Origin of the sequence: Streptomyces lincolnensis (assembly GCF_001685355.1) — a bacterium.
Taxonomy (GTDB): Bacteria; Actinomycetota; Actinomycetes; order Streptomycetales; family Streptomycetaceae; genus Streptomyces; species Streptomyces lincolnensis.
The window spans coordinates 6094254-6110179 of record NZ_CP016438.1 but is presented as its reverse complement, the minus strand read 5'-3'; the positions used below and the strand labels follow the sequence as shown (position 1 = coordinate 6110179).

At 71.1% G+C, this 15926-nt stretch carries 13 protein-coding genes; 5 read left to right on the top strand and 8 right to left on the bottom strand.

Going from position 1 to position 15926, the window contains the following annotated elements:
- The first annotated feature begins 173 nt into the window (after window positions 1-173).
- Both SLINC_RS27385 and SLINC_RS27380 read left to right on the top strand, forming a co-directional pair.
- Window positions 174-1382 (top strand): nucleotide sugar dehydrogenase, encoded by a 1209-nt coding sequence (locus SLINC_RS27385; RefSeq protein ID WP_067438061.1) that lies wholly within the window; start codon window positions 174-176, stop codon window positions 1380-1382.
- Between the two features lie 209 nt (window positions 1383-1591).
- Complete coding sequence (locus SLINC_RS27380; RefSeq protein ID WP_067438060.1) at window positions 1592-2140, top strand: hypothetical protein; 549 nt, start codon at window positions 1592-1594, stop codon at window positions 2138-2140.
- A gap of 76 nt (window positions 2141-2216) precedes the next feature.
- Here SLINC_RS27380 and SLINC_RS27375 read toward each other — a convergent pair whose 3' ends face one another.
- The 4 genes from SLINC_RS27375 to SLINC_RS27360 form a co-directional block, all read right to left on the bottom strand.
- Entirely contained in the window at window positions 2217-3341 is a 1125-nt protein-coding gene (locus SLINC_RS27375; protein ID WP_067438059.1) for a GuaB3 family IMP dehydrogenase-related protein, read from the bottom strand.
- A 105-nt stretch (window positions 3342-3446) separates the two neighbouring features.
- Window positions 3447-4949, bottom strand: coding sequence for an IMP dehydrogenase (gene guaB / locus SLINC_RS27370; RefSeq protein ID WP_067438058.1), 1503 nt, complete (start codon window positions 4947-4949; stop codon window positions 3447-3449).
- A gap of 140 nt (window positions 4950-5089) precedes the next feature.
- Window positions 5090-5677, bottom strand: a complete 588-nt coding sequence (locus SLINC_RS27365; protein WP_067438054.1) for a sigma-70 family RNA polymerase sigma factor — start codon at window positions 5675-5677, stop codon at window positions 5090-5092.
- A 321-nt stretch (window positions 5678-5998) separates the two neighbouring features.
- A complete protein-coding gene (locus SLINC_RS27360; protein ID WP_003948568.1) occupies window positions 5999-6610 on the bottom strand; it encodes a response regulator transcription factor in 612 nt (203 codons plus the stop codon).
- Window positions 6611-6990: 380 nt separating this feature from the next.
- Here SLINC_RS27360 and SLINC_RS27355 point away from each other — a divergent pair, with 380 nt between their 5' ends.
- The gene (locus tag SLINC_RS27355) at window positions 6991-7320 is read left to right on the top strand and encodes a WhiB family transcriptional regulator (RefSeq protein WP_067438049.1); all 330 of its coding nucleotides are present in this window, start codon (window positions 6991-6993) and stop codon (window positions 7318-7320) included.
- An 89-nt stretch (window positions 7321-7409) separates the two neighbouring features.
- On the opposite strand, the gene SLINC_RS27350 is transcribed toward SLINC_RS27355, so the two are convergent.
- On the bottom strand, window positions 7410-8312 hold the full coding sequence (locus tag SLINC_RS27350; protein ID WP_067438048.1) for a LysR family transcriptional regulator: 903 nt from the start codon (window positions 8310-8312) through the stop codon (window positions 7410-7412).
- 81 nt (window positions 8313-8393) lie between these two features.
- Here SLINC_RS27350 and SLINC_RS27345 point away from each other — a divergent pair, with 81 nt between their 5' ends.
- Together SLINC_RS27345 and SLINC_RS27340 are read left to right on the top strand one after the other, a co-directional pair.
- Window positions 8394-9062, top strand: a complete 669-nt coding sequence (locus tag SLINC_RS27345; RefSeq protein ID WP_067438046.1) for an MOSC domain-containing protein — start codon at window positions 8394-8396, stop codon at window positions 9060-9062.
- Window positions 9063-9159: 97 nt separating this feature from the next.
- Window positions 9160-9933, top strand: coding sequence for an SDR family NAD(P)-dependent oxidoreductase (locus SLINC_RS27340; RefSeq protein WP_067438043.1), 774 nt, complete (start codon window positions 9160-9162; stop codon window positions 9931-9933).
- Here the strand turns inward: SLINC_RS27340 and SLINC_RS27335 are convergent.
- From SLINC_RS27335 to groES, 3 genes are all read right to left on the bottom strand, one after another.
- Complete coding sequence (locus tag SLINC_RS27335) at window positions 9896-13528, bottom strand: hypothetical protein (protein WP_067438041.1); 3633 nt, start codon at window positions 13526-13528, stop codon at window positions 9896-9898. The genes SLINC_RS27340 and SLINC_RS27335 overlap by 38 nt on opposite strands.
- A 192-nt stretch (window positions 13529-13720) precedes the next feature.
- A complete protein-coding gene (gene groL / locus SLINC_RS27330; protein ID WP_067438039.1) occupies window positions 13721-15346 on the bottom strand; it encodes a chaperonin GroEL in 1626 nt (541 codons plus the stop codon).
- A 119-nt stretch (window positions 15347-15465) separates the two neighbouring features.
- A complete protein-coding gene (groES, locus tag SLINC_RS27325; RefSeq protein ID WP_003998759.1) occupies window positions 15466-15774 on the bottom strand; it encodes a co-chaperone GroES in 309 nt (102 codons plus the stop codon).
- Between the last annotated feature and the right edge of the window lie 152 nt (window positions 15775-15926).

Below are 15926 nucleotides of genomic sequence, written 5' to 3'. Positions count from 1 at the left end.
GGACAACTTTCACGGACACGTGGGCCAACGCTCACACACGCACGGAAAGACACACGGAATCAATCCCGTATTTCGGTCATATTTACTCCTAGTCTGACATTGCGCTCGCCCATCCTGTCCACAGGGCTTGCACACCTGTCCCGCTTCGGTTACTGGGAAGGACGGCCCACGCCATGCCCGCAGATCTCGCCGTCATCGGACTCGGCCCCTACGGACTGCCCCTGGCCCAGGCCGCCGTCGCCGCCGGCATCCCCACGCTCGGCTTCCGCACTGGACCCGAGGCCGGCTCGCTCAGCCCCGCCGAACTGCGCCGGATGCTCTCGGGGGGCTTCCGGCACGCCACCAGCCCGGCCGAACTGGGCCGGGTGCGCACCGCCGTCATCTGCGCCCCCACACCACCCGGCGCGGACGGCGGACCCGACCTGGGCCAGGTGGAGGCGGCCGCCCGCACCCTGGCCGCCCGTCTGCGCCCGCACACCACGGTGATCCTGGAGTCGCCGGTGCACCCGGGCACCACCGAGGACTTCCTGCGTCCGCTCCTCGAAGAGGGTTCGGGCCTGCGCGCGGGCCGCGACTTCCACCTCGCCTACTCCCCCAGCCGGGTCGACCCCGGCAACCGCGACTTCACCCCCGCCAACACCCCCAAGGTGATCGGTGGCCTGACCCCCGCCTGCACCGAGTCCGCCGCCGCCTTCTACAGCCGTCTCACCGACAAGGTGGTACGCGCGCGTGGACCGCGCGAGGCCGAGACCGTGCAACTCCTGGAGACCAACTACCGGCACGTCAACATCGCCCTGGTCAACGAGATGGCCGTGCTGTGCCACGAGTTGGGCGTCGACCTGTGGGACGTCGTCCGCTGCGCGGAGACCAAGCCGTTCGGCTTCCAGGCCTTCCGCCCCGGCCCCGGCGTCGGCGGCCACTCCACCGCACAGGACCTGACCGGCCACACCGGCCGCACCCTGCGCATGGTGGAGCTCGCCCAGCAGGTCAACCACCAGATGCCGCGCTACGTCATCCAGCGCGCCGCGGCCCTCCTCAACGAGCACGGCAAGTCCGCGCGCGGCGCCCGGGTCCTGCTCCTCGGTGTCACCTACAAGCCCGACCTCGCCGACCAGCAGGCCACCCCCGCCCAGGAGATCGCGGTCCGGCTGATGCAACTCGGCGCCTCCGTCAGCTACCACGACCCGCACATCCCGTCCTGGAACGTCCTGGACCGCCCGGTCCCGCGCGCCGACTCCCTCTACGAGGCCGCCGCCGACGCCGACCTGACGATCCTGCTCCAGCAGCACCGCACGTACGACCTCCAAGGCCTGTCCGTGAAGGCCCAGTTGCTCCTGGACACGCGCGGGGCCACACCGACGGGGGCGGCCCACCGGCTCTGAGCGCGGCAGGGGGCGGCGAAAAGCAGCGCGAAGCGGCAAGAAGCAGCGAAATCGAGACACGAAATCACTGGTGGGACCGGCGGGGGTCCCTGCTACTCTTCGGCGACTCGTCGCACAAACGTGCGCGAATCCTGCCGCACGCACGTGCGCGCACCCACACCCGCTCATTTCATTCACGGTCCCGCGAGGGACTCGGGGGGATCTCTGTCATGACCCAGCCAACTCCGCCGCCCACCGAGGGCAACCCGTACGCCGCGCAGCCCGCCGCTCCCCAGCCCACCGGTGGCAACCCCTTCGCCCAGCAGCCGGGCGCCGTACCGCCGCCCTCGCCCTACGTCACCGCCCCGGCCCCCGCCCGCGGCAATGTCGCCCTCGGCATCGTCGCCGCCGTGGTCGCCGCCCTGGTCACCGCCGGCATCTACGGCGCGATCATCGGCGCCACCGAGCGCGAGATCGGCTACGCGGCCATCGGCGTCGGCTTCCTCGTCGGCCTCGCCGCGGGCAAGATCGGCGGCTCCAACCCGGTGGTGCCCGTGGTGAGCGCGCTGCTGTCGCTGGGCGCCATCTACCTCGGCCAGCTGATCGGTATCGCGGCGATCGGTGCCGAGGAGCTCAACGTGTCCGTCACCACCGTCCTCACGGACTACTTCGGTGACGTCACCAAGGGCTGGAAGGAGTCCGCCGACGCGATGACCTTCCTGTTCTTCGCCATCGGCGCCTTCGCCGCGTTCTCCGGCGCGAAGAAGGCCGCCTCCTAAGGGCCCCCCAGGACGTACGCACACAACGAAGGGGCCGCCCACCCGATGGTGAGCGGCCCCTTCGACGTCGTACGGCCTACCGGCGGTGCTGCGAGTCCGCCACCGTCACCTCGACGCGCTGGAACTCCTTGAGCTCGCTGTAGCCGGTGGTGGCCATGGCGCGGCGGAGGGCGCCGAAGAGGTTCATCGAGCCGTCCGGGGTGTGGGACGGGCCGGTGAGGACCTCCTCGATGGTGCCGACCGTGCCGAGGTCGACCTTCTGGCCGCGCGGCAGTTCCTCGTTGACCGCCTCCATGCCCCAGTGGTTGCCCTTGCCGGGCGCGTCGATCGCGCGCGCGAGCGGGGAACCCATCATCACCGCGTCGGCGCCGCAGGCGATCGCCTTGGGCAGGTCGCCGGACCAGCCGACCCCGCCGTCCGCGATCACGTGCACATACCGGCCGCCGGACTCGTCCATGTAGTCGCGGCGGGCGGCCGCCACGTCGGCCACCGCGGTCGCCATCGGGACCTGGATGCCCAGGACGTTGCGCGTGGTGTGCGCGGCGCCGCCGCCGAAGCCGACCAGGACGCCCGCCGCGCCGGTGCGCATCAGGTGCAGGGCCGCGGTATAGGTGGCGCAGCCGCCGACGATCACCGGGACGTCGAGCTCGTAGATGAACTGCTTCAGGTTCAGCGGCTCGTGCGAGCCGGAGACGTGCTCCGCCGAGACCGTCGTACCGCGGATGACGAAGATGTCCACACCCGCGTCCACGACCACCTTGGAGAACTCGGCGGTGCGCTGCGGGGAGAGCGCGGCGGCGGTGACCACACCCGAGTCGCGCACCTCCTTCAGACGCTGCCCGATCAGCTCCTCCTTGATGGGAGCGGCGTAGATCTCCTGGAGACGGCGGGTGGCCGCCTCGACGGGCAGGCCGACGATCTCGTCGAGCAGCGGCTGCGGGTCGTCGTACCGCGTCCACAGGCCTTCGAGGTTCAGCACGCCGAGACCACCGAGCTCGCCGATGCGGATCGCGGTGGCCGGCGAGACGACCGAGTCCATGGGGGCGGCCAGGAACGGCAGCTCGAACCGGTAGGCATCGATCTGCCAGGCGATCGAGACCTCCTTCGGGTCGCGCGTACGACGGCTGGGGACGACGGCGATGTCGTCGAAGGCGTACGCCCGGCGGCCGCGCTTGCCGCGCCCGATCTCGATCTCAGTCACGTGTGTGGCCTTTCCCTGATGCGTTGCAGCGTCTTCCAGTATCGCCGACGGGTACGACAAGGGCGGCCCCGGATGCTCCGGAGCCGCCCTGGACGAGGCTGGTGACTACTTCCGGCTGTAGTTCGGGGCCTCGACCGTCATCTGGATGTCGTGCGGGTGCGACTCCTTCAGACCCGCCGAGGTGATCCGCACGAAGCGGCCCTTGGACTCCATCTCGTCGATGGTGGCCGCGCCCACGTAGCCCATGGTCTGGCGCAGCCCGCCGACGAGCTGGTGCAGGACGCTGGAGAGCGGGCCGCGGTAGGGCACCTGCCCCTCGATGCCCTCGGGCACGAGCTTGTCGTCGGCGGAGACCTCGGCCTGGAAGTAGCGGTCCTTCGAGTACGACTTGCCCTGGCCCCGGGACTGCATGGCACCGAGCGAGCCCATGCCGCGGTACGACTTGAACTGCTTGCCGTTGATGAACTGGAGCTCGCCCGGGGACTCCTCGCAGCCCGCGAGCAGCGAGCCCAGCATCACGGTGTCGGCGCCGGCGGCGAGCGCCTTGCCGATGTCGCCGGAGTACTGGAGGCCGCCGTCGCCGATCAGCGGGATGCCCGCGGGGCGGGCGGCGAGGGAGGCCTCGTAGATGGCGGTGACCTGCGGGACGCCGATGCCGGCGACGACGCGAGTGGTGCAGATGGAGCCCGGTCCGACACCGACCTTGATGCCGTCGACACCGGCGTCGATGAGCGCCTGGGCGCCGTCGCGGGTGGCGACGTTGCCGCCGATCACGTCGACGCCGACGCTCGACTTGATCTTCGACATCCAGCTGAGGGCGTTGCTGTTGTGGCCGTGCGAGGTGTCGACGACCAGGAAGTCCACACCGGCCTCGGCGAGCGCCTGGGCGCGCTCCAGGGCCTCGGGACTGGCGCCGACGGCGGCACCGACGAGGAGCCGGCCCTCGGAGTCCTTGGCTGCGTTGGGGTACTTCTCCGCCTTGACGAAGTCCTTGACCGTGATGAGGCCCTTGAGGACGCCCGCCTCGTCGACCAGGGGAAGCTTCTCGATCTTGTGGCGGCGCAGCAGCTCCATCGCCTCGCCGCCGGAGATGCCGACCTGGCCGGTGACCAGCGGCATCGGCGTCATGACCTCGCGCACCTGACGGCTGCGGTCCGTCTCGAAGGCCATGTCGCGGTTGGTGACGATGCCGAGCAGCTTGCCGGCCGGGTCGGTGACCGGGACGCCGCTGATGCGGAACTTGGCGCACAGCGCGTCGGCCTCGGCGAGGGTCGCCTCGGGATGCACCGTGATCGGGTCGGTGACCATGCCGGACTCGGACCGCTTCACCAGGTCGACCTGGTTGACCTGGTCCTCGACGGAGAGGTTGCGGTGCAGCACGCCGACGCCGCCGAGCCGGGCCATCGCGATGGCCATGCGGGACTCGGTCACCTTGTCCATGGCCGCCGAGAGCAGCGGGATGTTCACCCTGACGTTGCGGGAGATGCGGGACGAGGTGTCGACCGCGCCGGGGAGCACCTCGGAGGCGCCCGGCAGCAGCAGCACGTCGTCGTAGGTCAGCCCGAGTGTCGCGAATTTTCCGGGCACTCCGTCGACGTTCGCAGTCATGACACCTTCCCCAAATGGCCTTGATCGGTGCGGATGTCCATGCTAACGGGAAGCGAGGGACGCAAATTCCACGGTTCGGACCCGCTCCGGGCTTCGTATGTTCGTACGGAATCGGCGGCGCGCCCGTTCAAGAACGCGGCCTACTGCTCGGCCAGCGCCCGCAGCCTGCTCAGCGCCCGGTGCTGGGCCACACGGACCGCACCGGGTGACATTCCCAACATCTGACCCGTCTCCTCCGCCGTCAACCCCACCGCGATACGCAGCAGCAACAGCTCGCGCTGGTTCTCGGGGAGATTGGCCAGCAGTTTCTTGGCCCAGGCGGCGTCGCTGCTGAGCAGGGCGCGCTCCTCCGGGCCGAGCGAGTCGTCGGGCCGCTCCGGCATCTCGTCCGAGGGGACCGCCGTGGAGCCGGGGTGGCGCATCGCCGCCCGCTGGAGGTCGGCGACCTTGTGCGCGGCGATGGCGAAGACGAACGCCTCGAAGGGGCGGCCGGTGTCCTTGTAGCGCGGCAGGGCGAGGAGGACGGCGACGCAGACCTCCTGGGCCAGGTCCTCCACGAAGTGCCGGGCGTCGCCCGGCAGGCGGGACAGACGGGTGCGGCAGTAGCGCAGCGCCAGGGGATGGACATGGGCGAGCAGGTCGTGCGTGGCCTGCTCGTCCCCGTCGACGGCGCGGTGGACGAGCGCACCGATCGCCCCTGGGGCAGTGCCCGCCTCGTCGTCGCGCATCGGTCCATGGTGCCCTGGCGGCATCCGATGCGCGGCATCGCCCTGGTCGTTGTGCACCGAAGCGTTATGAGCAGGTGCGCCGGAACTCATCCCCTGCGCCCTCCCCTTCCGCTCGACCGACTCGTCCCCGAGGAACTCCACACCTCAAGGATGCGGCATCCGCGCCGAAACGAGCAGCGGGCGCCGAGGGAACCGATGGACCGACCTCGCAACCGCGCCCCCAAAGGGGCGCGGGGCTGCGTCCATGTGCGGCTTCCGCCGCGGGGCGCGACCAGCCACAAACGGCCCGCACCAGAACGACGACCTGGGATGACCGAGCTCTCAGCGAACGAGACCCCACCGGAACCCGAGAGCGACCGCGTGCGCCCGGTCCGAAGCCCCGAGCTTCTTGAACAACCGCCGGGCATGTGTCTTGACCGTGTCCTCGGACAGGAACAGCTCGCGCCCGATCTCCGCGTTGGACCGCCCGTGGCTCATCCCTTCGAGCACCTGGATCTCGCGCGCCGTGAGCGTGGGCGCAGCGCCCATCTCCGCGGACCGCAGCCGCCGCGGGGCGAGCCGCCAGGTCGGGTCGGCGAGCGCCTGTGTCACCGTCGCCCGCAGCTCGGCGCGCGAGGCGTCCTTGTGCAGATAGCCCCGAGCTCCCGCGGCGACCGCGAGGGCCACTCCGTCGAGGTCCTCGGCGACGGTGAGCATGATGATGCGCGCCCCGGGGTCGGCGGACAGCAGCCGCCGGACGGTCTCGACGCCGCCCAGACCGGGCATGCGTACGTCCATCAGAATCAGGTCCGAGCGGTCGGCGCCCCAGCGGCGGAGGACTTCCTCGCCGTTGGCCGCCGTCGTCACACGCTCGACGCCGGGCACGGTCGCGACCGCGCGGCGGAGCGCCTCTCGGGCAAGCGGGGAGTCGTCGCAGACGAGGACGGATGTCATGGCCGCCCTCCGCAGCTGATGCACGTCACCTTGAGCCTCCAGGCTGGTACGAAATCGTCACCTGTGCGGTCGACCGTCTCGGACGCCTGCCCGAGCACTTGTTGTTTCAACCGCCTCGCACTCTCAACGACGGTCACTCGAAAGAGTTACGGGGCCGTGTGCCATCTTCGGCACTCTACGTGAGGGTGCGGACACGGTGCAGACATGCACGGCGGACCCACAACGTTTCATCACAACCCATGCCCCATTCAGACCCTTTTCTTCCCTTTTCCTGGTGTCTGAGGCTAGATTCGCAATGAGTCATATTTTCATCTCCTTAGATCGTAGTTATACGGTCGTGGACACCGGATCCGCACAGAACGGCTACAAGGGGTCACGTAATGGCAGATTTCTCCCGCCTTCCCGGACCGAACGCGGACCTGTGGGACTGGCAGCTCCTGGCTGCCTGTCGCGGCGTGGACAGCTCGCTCTTCTTTCATCCGGAGGGCGAGCGCGGTGCGGCTCGGAGTGCTCGCGAGAACTCGGCCAAGGAGGTCTGCATGAGGTGCCCGGTGCGCGCGCAGTGCGCGGCGCACGCGCTGGCGGTGAGAGAGCCGTACGGCGTGTGGGGCGGGCTGACCGAGGACGAGCGCGAGGAACTCATGGGGCGGGCGCGGCACCGGCTGGTGTCGGCGTCGGCCGGCGCCGGAGACAGCGCCTCGAACAACTGAAGGAACGTTTCTGCGAAAACGTCTCCACATGAGGAAGGGCACGCGTGCGCGTGCCCTTCCTCATGTGCGCGTGTCCGACGGAGGGCCGGCTATCGCGAGGCGGCGCGGGCGAGTTGCTCCAGCGTCGCCGCCACCGCCGGCACCTGGGCGAGGTCGGGCAGGGTGAGCGCGACGATCTCGCGCCGGACCGCCGGTTCCAGGGTCACCGTGCGCGCACCGCGCGGCCGTACGGACTCGATCGCGAGCTGGGGCAGGACGGCGACGCCCAGGCCCGCGCCCACCAGGCCCACCACCGCCGGATAGTCGTCGGTGGCGAAGTCGATGCGCGGGGTGAAGCCGGCGCTCTCGCAGACCTCGACGAGCTGGCCGCGGCAGCGCGGACAGCCGGCGATCCACGGCTCGCGCGCGAGGTCGCCAATGGCCACGGACGGCGCGTGCGCGAGCCGGTGCCGTTCCGGTACGAGCGCGACGAGCCGGTCGGACAGCAGGGGCCGCACGACCAGGTCGTCCCACTCCCCCTCCTGGCCGCCCGTCGCGCCTTCGTAACGGAAGGCGAGGGCCAGGTCGCAGTCGCCCTCGCGCAACAGCCGGACGGACTGCGGCGGTTCGGCCTCCTCCAACGAGACCCGGGTGCCGGGGTGTGCGGCGCGCAGGGCTGCCAGGGCGGTGGGGACGAGGGTGGAGCTGCCGCTGGGGAAGGAGACCAGGCGGACGCGGCCCGCGCGCAGACCGGCGATCGCGGCGACCTCCTCCTCGGCGGCGGTGAGTCCGGCGAGGATGCCCGCCGCATGCCGGACGAGGGTCTGGCCGGCCTGGGTCAGCCGCATCTCGCGGCCGCCGCGGACCAGCAGGGGAGTGCCGACGGAGGCCTCCAGGGCCTTCATCTGCTGGCTGACGGCAGGCTGCGTGCAGCCGAGTTCGCGTCCCGCCGCCGAGAAGGAACCGGTGGTGGCGACGGCACGCAGCACACGGAGATGACGGGCCTCGATCACTCTTCGAGCATAAGTGCACCTTGGGGCCGCCGTCGAAAAATCCGTCGACGCTTTGATGTCCGGTCGCCTACCGTGCGGCCCATGAAGCTTCTGTCAGTGAACCTGGGCCGCGCGACGGCCGTGCCGTACACGGACAACCCCGAAGGCGTGACGGGAATCGACAAGCGGCCGGTCCAGGAGCCGGTGCGGGTGGCGGCCCCCGGTCCCAAGGGGATCGGCGGGAGCGGGCTGGCCGGGGACGCGGTGTGCAAGAAGCAGCACCACGGCGGCGACGACCAGGCCGTGTACGTGATGGCCCGCGAGGACCTGGACGACTGGGAGGCCGAGCTGGGGCGCCCGCTGCCCAACGGCGCCTTCGGGGAGAACCTCACCACCGAGGGCCTCGACGTCTCCGGCGCGCTGATCGGCGAGCGCTGGCGCATCGGGTCCGAGGTGGTGCTGGAGATCAGCAGCGGACGCATCCCCTGCGGCACGTTCCAGGGCCACATGGGTGAGAAGCGGTGGGTGAAGCGGTTCACCCAGAAGGGCGCGCCAGGGGCGTATCTCCGGGTGATCGAGCCGGGTGAGATCCGGGCCGGGGACCCGGTCGAGATCCTCCACCGCCCCGACCACGACGTGACGGTCGCCCTGGCGTTCCGGGCGATGACCACCGGGCGTGAGCTCCAGCCGCGGCTGCTGGCCGCGGGTGAGGCGCTGCATCCGGAGCTGCGCAAGTGGGCGCTGGAGTACGTGGCGAAGCACGGTTCCTGATCCCGCGTCAGCAGGCGTGCGGCCAGTGCGTTCCTCCTCATGAGGAGGCCCTGTGCAGGGGGCGGACGGGCTCGGTCCGGGTCATTAACCTTGCGCCATGACAACGGCTCTCATCACGGGATCGACCGCGGGCATCGGCGCCGCGTTCGCGCGGCGGCTGGCGGCGGACGGGCACAACCTCGTCCTGGTCGCCCGCGACACCAAGCGGCTGCGCGAACAGGCGACCGAGCTGCACGACCGGCACGGCATCGAGGCGGAGGTCCTCACCGCGGACCTCGCCACCGACGACGGCATCGAGGCGGTGGCCGCCCGGCTCGGCGACCGCAAGAACCCCGTCGACCTGCTGATCAACAACGCGGGCTTCGGCAACAAGGGCCGCTATCTCGACGTATCCATGGCCGACGAGCTGATGATGCTCAAGGTGCACTGCGAGGCGGTGCTGCGGCTGACGTCGGCGGCGACCGAAGCGATGCGCGCGCGGGGCCGCGGCGGTGTCGTCAACGTCGCCTCGGTCGCGGCCTTCGTCCCCCGCGGGACCTACGGCGCCTCCAAGGCGTGGGTCGTCCAGTTCACCCAGGGCGCGGCGCGGGACCTCGCGGGCAGCGGCGTACGGCTGATGGCGCTGTGCCCGGGCTTCGTCCGCACCGAGTTCCACCAGCGGGCCGGGATGGGCACGGACAACATCCCGGGATGGATGTGGCTCGACGCCGACAAGCTCGTCGCGGCGGCCCTGACCGACCTGGCCCGCGGCAAGTCCCTCTCCATCCCGGACCCGCGCTACAAGACCCTGATGGGCCTGGCGAAGGTGGCACCGCGGTCGCTGCTGGGCGGGATCACGTCGAAGACGGGGCGGAAGTACGGGCCGCAGTAGGTGGTTCGAGGTGGCGGCGGCAGGCCGACTTCATTTCGTTCGCCGCCTCGATCACCAGGGGCACCGTCTCGGGAGCGTGCCGGAGCAGGGCGGGCAGGGCCGGTACCCAGCCGCCCGTCCGCAGGGCGAGGGCGGTCGACCGGCGGGCGCGCGCCGGATCCGTGGTGGCGGTGGCGACGGCCGCGTGGGCCGGGGCGGCATGGGCGGGAGCCATCAGGATACGGGTGAGCCGTTCGGCGGGATCGAGGGCGCCCGCCTCGGCGAGCGACCGCACGAGCCGCACCACGGCGCGCGCGGAGTGCTCGTCGACGTCGGGCAGCAGCCGCTCGACGCGGTCGACGGCGTCCTCGTGGCGGCCCACCGCGACCAGGGTCTCGGCGATCCTGATCACCGAGGTCCAGTGCCGATCCCCCCTGTCCTGCCCGTCCTCCCCGTCCTCCTTGCCCGCCTTCTTGTTCTCCCTGTCCTCGTCGTACGACTCGGCCTCGGCGGCCAGGGTCAGGGCCCGGTCGTGCTCGCCGATCTCGACCAGGGTTCTGGCCACGGTGTCGGTGTCGACGAACGGCGCGGTCCCGGCCAGCAGGGCGACGTGTGTTCTCGCCGGCGTGTGCAGGCCCGCCCTGGCCATCGCCAGGGCCAGATCGGCCCGGTAGGTGGTGCGGGCACGGCCGTCCGTCGTCTCCCGGAGCACCTTCTCGGCACGGTCGAAGTCGCCGGCCTGCGCCAGGCCGTTCAGCAGCGCGCCCCGCACCTCGTACGCCATGAGGGGGTCGTCCTCCCGCTTGCGGACGGAGGAGTCCGCGAGCGCCTTCGCCCGGGCGCGGGCACCGCTCGCGGCCAGGCACCGCACGAGCACCGCCACCGCCGCGCGCCGTTGGTCCACGGCGATCCGCCGGAGCAGGGCTCTGGCCCGGTCCAGTTCCCCCACCGAGGCGAGGGCCGAGACCGTGGCGGTCAGTTCCTCGTCGGCGAAGTGGACGACACCCCGCCCGGGGAACAGCTCCTCCACACCGTGCAGGAGCGCCAGCGCCTCCTCGGTTCGTCCGGCCTCGCCGAGGGCTGTGGCCGCGTGACCGAGTTTGCGGGCCGCCGTGACCGCCTCGGGGCATCTCATGTGCGTCTCGACGTCCTGGAGGATCCGCTCCGCCCGCTCCGGCCGGCCCGACCGCGCGAGTTCGGTGGCCACGTCGACCAGGGCACGGGCCCGGCCGTCGGCGTCCTCGATCGTGTCGGCGAGGTCGGTGGCGCGGTCGAACTGCCCTTTCTCGGCCAGTGACCTGACGATCCGGCAGAAGGCGTGCCGCCGCCAGACCAGTTCTCTGGGCCGCCTCGCCAGCTTCAGGGCCCGGTCGAACGCGCCCGCCTCGGCCAGGACACCGGCCAACGACGACAGCAGTTCGCCCTTCTCCCTCTCGGGCGCGGGGAGTTCCCCGGCCAGGGCGATGGCACGGTCGTACTCCCCCGCCTCGGCCAGGCTCAGCGCGATGTTCCGCAGTCCGGAGGTGCGTGTGCTCCCGTCGAGCGAGTGGGCCAGGGCGGCGGCACGGTCGAACTCCCCGGCCTCCGCCAGGCATGTGACGACGTCCCGCACCGCGTGTTCCCGCTTGATCCGGTCCGGAACGGCCCTCGCCACGCGGTGGGCGCGTTCGTGCTCGCCCGCGGCGAGCAGCCCCGTCACCTGGACGACCCGCAGGCGGTCGTCGTCGGCGAGTTCCGCGGCCCGGTCGAACAGCCGCTCCGCGTCCGGGAGTTCACCGGTGCGGGCGAGGACGGCCGCCAGCGCGATCAGCCCCCTGAGCCGGGCCGCGGGGAACACGGCGGCCCGGGCCAGTCGCTCGGCCTCGGCCGTCCGCCCCGCCTCGGCCAGTGCCGCGACGACGACCGCGGTGCCGTGTGCGGCGCAGTCCTCGTCGGGGGCGGCGCGCACCAGCTCGCGCGCACGGTCCAGGAATCCGGCCTCGACGCAGGCGGTCACCACCCCCGTGTAGGCCGGCGTCCGGAAGATCGAGTCGTCGAGGGCGCGGGCGGTCTCGGCGGCCTCCTCGTACCGCCCGGCGCGGATCCGCTGTTCGCTCAGCCGCTGGAGGATCAGGCTGCCGGAGAACCAGCCGCCGCACTGCCGCGCACACTCCTCGGCCTCGGCCCACAGTTCCCGTACGGCGTCGGTCGCGCCCTGCGCCGACCACTCGTCGGCCACCTCCGCCAGCGCCAGCCCCCGCCGCTCCGCGTCCGAGAAGCCGCGTGCCAGCGCCAGGGCCCGGCTCGTGCGCCCGGCCGCGGCCCAGGCCTTCGGCAGGCCGTGCGGCAGTCCTTCGTTGCGGTCGCCGAGGCGCTCGCGGTGGACGGCCAGCCGCACGGAGTCGAGCAGCCCGTGTTCCGGCGACTCGGCCACGGCCTGCTCGGCGGCCCGGATCTCGTTCATCGCGGCACCGTCCCCACCGGTGGACTCCCGCATCCGGTCATGCCGTACGGCATCCAGCGCGCACGCGGCCATCCGGTCCACGTCACCCGTGGCGCCCAGCATGCGGACGTACCCCCGCAGCAGGTACTCCGGCGTCTCCTCCGGCCAGCCGCGCTCCCGCCACTCGTCGGCCCAGGTGTGCAGACGCCCGCGGAAACGCCCGAGTTCGGCGGTGCCCAGCATGTCCTCGGCCTGGAGCTGGAGTTCCTCGTGGCCCAGCAGGTACACCGACACCCGCCTGCCGAAGGTCCGCCCCGCACACGTGTCCAGGACGTTGCGCACGCGGTACGGGACGGCTCCCGTCAGCCCCGCCAGGTCCTGCGCCGTGAGCCCACCGCCCGCCGCCGTGACCAGGGCCAGCAGGTCGTACTCCAGGCCGCCGGTCCCGGTCAGCTGCTTCAGCTCGCGTTCCGCCTCGACGCGCACGGCCTGGGCGTACGGCGACGGATCCAGGGTCCGTACGGCGGCGGGGTCGCGCAGCGGATGGGCGTCGGGGACGTCGCCCGGCAGGGGCGGGTTCAGACGGCCCGCGACCAGGACCCGGAGCCCGTGCTCCGGTCGCCCCGGCAGCAGGCTCGCGATGCTGTGCGCCTCCGGGCCGGTCGTGACGCCCCGGTCCTCGTCCAGGCCGTCCACCAGCAGGACCAGCCGTTCGCCGCGTTCATGGCAGGCGCGGGCGGCCTCGGCGTAGAGGCGCAGGAGGTGGGCCTCGCGGGTCGCGGGGGTCAGGTAGGCGGGGATGCCCTCACCGGAGAGTTCGGTCAGTTGTTCGAGGAGGACGTCGACGTAGGCCACGACATCGTTCTGTGCGCCCAGCCGGGCCGTGACGAAGAAGGGGACGATCCGTACGCCCTCCGGCGGGTGCAGGGCGAACCAGGAGAGCAGGGCCGTCTTGCCCGCCCAGGCTCCCGCGCGCCACCAGGCGTACGCCGGGCCGGCGGAGGTCGTGCAGAACGCGGCGAGGTCCTTCAGCTCGGCCTCGCGGTCGACGAGTTCGGCGGGGGCGATGCGGCGCACCTGCTCCCAGTAGGCCGAGCGCACCGCGGGCGCGAGGAGGACCTGGTTGTTGTCGCCCGTGACGGCCACGCCTATGTCGCCGCCCGCCGAGACGGACTGCCTCCCCCGCACCTGCATGGCCTCATGATGCCGGAGGCGGCGGCGCCATGACCTTGGTACCGCTCGGAGGAGGTCGGGAGAAGGTCCGGAGAAGGTCCGGGGCCACCGGATGGGGCACCTGGTGCGGCGGGGGTACCCGGTCAGTGGCCCGCGAAGGGGAAAGCCCCCGCTTCCGGGAGGGAGCGGGGGCTTTCTGCGAGCTGTGTGGGCTCAGTGGGAGTGGCCGTGGCTGTGACCACCGGCGGCCGGCTCCTCCTCTTCCTTCTTCTCGACGACCAGGGTCTCGGTCGTCAGGAGGAGGGAGGCGATGGAGGCGGCGTTCTCCAGGGCGGAGCGGGTGACCTTGACCGGGTCGATGACGCCGGCCTTGACCAGGTCGCCGTACTCGCCGGTGGCGGCGTTGAAGCCCTGGCCCTTGTCGAGCTCGGCGACCTTGGAGGTGATGACGTAGCCCTCCAGGCCGGCGTTCTCGGCGATCCAGCGCAGCGGCTCGACGACGGCCTTGCGGACGACCGCGACACCGGTGGCCTCGTCGCCGGTCTTGCCCAGACCGCCCTCAAGGACCTTCGCGGCGTGGACCAGAGCGGAGCCACCACCGGAGACGATGCCCTCCTCGACCGCGGCGCGGGTCGCGGAGATGGCGTCCTCCAGACGGTGCTTCTTCTCCTTCAGCTCCACCTCGGTGGCGGCGCCGACCTTGATCACGCACACGCCGCCGGCCAGCTTCGCGAGGCGCTCCTGGAGCTTCTCGCGGTCCCAGTCGGAGTCGGTGTTCTCGATCTCGGCCTTGATCTGGGCGACGCGGCCCGTGACGTCCGCCGAGTTGCCTGCGCCGTCGACGACGGTCGTGTCGTCCTTGGTGACCGTGACGCGGCGGGCGGAGCCCAGCACGTCCAGGCCGACCTGGTCGAGCTTGAGGCCGACCTCCTCGGAGATGACCGTGGCGCCGGTGAGGACCGCCAGGTCCTGGAGCATCGCCTTGCGGCGGTCGCCGAAGCCGGGGGCCTTGACCGCGACCGCGTTGAAGGTGCCGCGGATCTTGTTCACGACCAGGGTCGACAGGGCCTCGCCCTCGACGTCCTCGGCGATGATCAGCAGCGGCTTGGAGGAGTTGGTCTGGATGACCTTCTCAAGAAGCGGCAGCAGGTCCTGGATCGAGGAGATCTTGCCCTGGTTGATCAGGATGTACGGGTCGTCGAGGACGGCCTCCATACGCTCCTGGTCCGTCACGAAGTACGGCGACAGGTAGCCCTTGTCGAAGGCCATGCCCTCGGTGAAGTCCAGCTCCAGACCGAAGGTGTTGGACTCCTCGACGGTGATGACACCGTCCTTGCCGACCTTGTCCATCGCCTCGGCGATGAGCTCGCCGACCTGCGTGTCCTGGGCGGACAGACCGGCGACGGCGGCGATGTCGGACTTCTCGTCGATCGGGCGGGCGGTCGCGAGGAGCTCCTCGGAGACCGCGGCCACGGCCGCGTCGATGCCCTTCTTCAGCAGCGCCGGGGAGGCACCCGCGGCGACGTTCTTCAGGCCCTCGCGCACCAGCGCCTGGGCGAGCACGGTGGCGGTGGTGGTGCCGTCACCCGCGATGTCGTTGGTCTTGGTCGCCACCTCCTTCACCAGCTGGGCGCCGAGGTTCTCGTACGGGTCCTCGATCTCGACCTCGCGGGCGATCGTGACACCGTCGTTGGTGATGGTGGGGGCGCCGAACTTCTTGTCGATGACGACGTTGCGGCCCTTGGGGCCGATCGTCACCTTGACCGTGTCGGCAAGCTTGTTGACGCCGCGCTCGAGGGCGCGACGGGCGTCCTCGTCGAACTTCAGGATCTTCGCCATGGGAGCGGTTCAGCCCTCTCGGAAAACGTGGGTGAAACGAACTGCGCCCCTGACGCCCGGCTTCATAAGGTCGCGGGGGCCCGGGGCGCAGCTCACAAGCAGAGAATGCTTGAAGTGAATTACTTCTCGATGATCGCGAGCACGTCGCGGGCCGAGAGGACGAGGTACTCCTCGCCGTTGTACTTCACCTCGGTGCCGCCGTACTTGCTGTACAGCACGATGTCGCCGGTCTTCACGTCAAGCGGAAGACGCTCGCCGTTCTCGAAGCGGCCCGGGCCAACGGCCAGGACGACGCCCTCCTGGGGCTTCTCCTTGGCGGTGTCCGGAATGACCAGGCCAGAGGCGGTGGTCTGCTCGGCGTCGAGCGGCTGGACCACAATGCGGTCCTCGAGCGGCTTGATGGCAACCTTGGAGCTGGTGGTCGTCACGATCCGACCTCCCCCTTCGGAGATCTCACGGGGTTAACTGTCTGAGGTGGCGACCAGGTGGATCCGTCGTCGCGGGTGCCGGACCTGCCCGTCGCTGTGTTGGCACTCTCCAGTGGTGAGTGCCAGAGCCGAGACTATGACTGCGATTAGCA

Excerpts from the sequence above, each read along its gene's own strand:
- SLINC_RS27340 (WP_067438043.1), top strand. The coding sequence starts at position 9,160 with ATGACAACGGCTCTCATCACGGGATCGACCGCGGGCATCGGCGCCGCG.
- SLINC_RS27335 (WP_067438041.1), bottom strand. The coding sequence starts at position 13,528 with ATGCAGGTGCGGGGGAGGCAGTCCGTCTCGGCGGGCGGCGACATAGGC.
- SLINC_RS27385 (WP_067438061.1), top strand. The coding sequence starts at position 174 with ATGCCCGCAGATCTCGCCGTCATCGGACTCGGCCCCTACGGACTGCCC.
- SLINC_RS27345 (WP_067438046.1), top strand. The coding sequence starts at position 8,394 with ATGAAGCTTCTGTCAGTGAACCTGGGCCGCGCGACGGCCGTGCCGTAC.
- SLINC_RS27380 (WP_067438060.1), top strand. The coding sequence starts at position 1,592 with ATGACCCAGCCAACTCCGCCGCCCACCGAGGGCAACCCGTACGCCGCG.
- groL (WP_067438039.1), bottom strand. The coding sequence starts at position 15,346 with ATGGCGAAGATCCTGAAGTTCGACGAGGACGCCCGTCGCGCCCTCGAG.
- SLINC_RS27365 (WP_067438054.1), bottom strand. The coding sequence starts at position 5,677 with ATGCGCGACGACGAGGCGGGCACTGCCCCAGGGGCGATCGGTGCGCTC.
- SLINC_RS27355 (WP_067438049.1), top strand. The coding sequence starts at position 6,991 with ATGGCAGATTTCTCCCGCCTTCCCGGACCGAACGCGGACCTGTGGGAC.
- guaB (WP_067438058.1), bottom strand. The coding sequence starts at position 4,949 with ATGACTGCGAACGTCGACGGAGTGCCCGGAAAATTCGCGACACTCGGG.
- SLINC_RS27360 (WP_003948568.1), bottom strand. The coding sequence starts at position 6,610 with ATGACATCCGTCCTCGTCTGCGACGACTCCCCGCTTGCCCGAGAGGCG.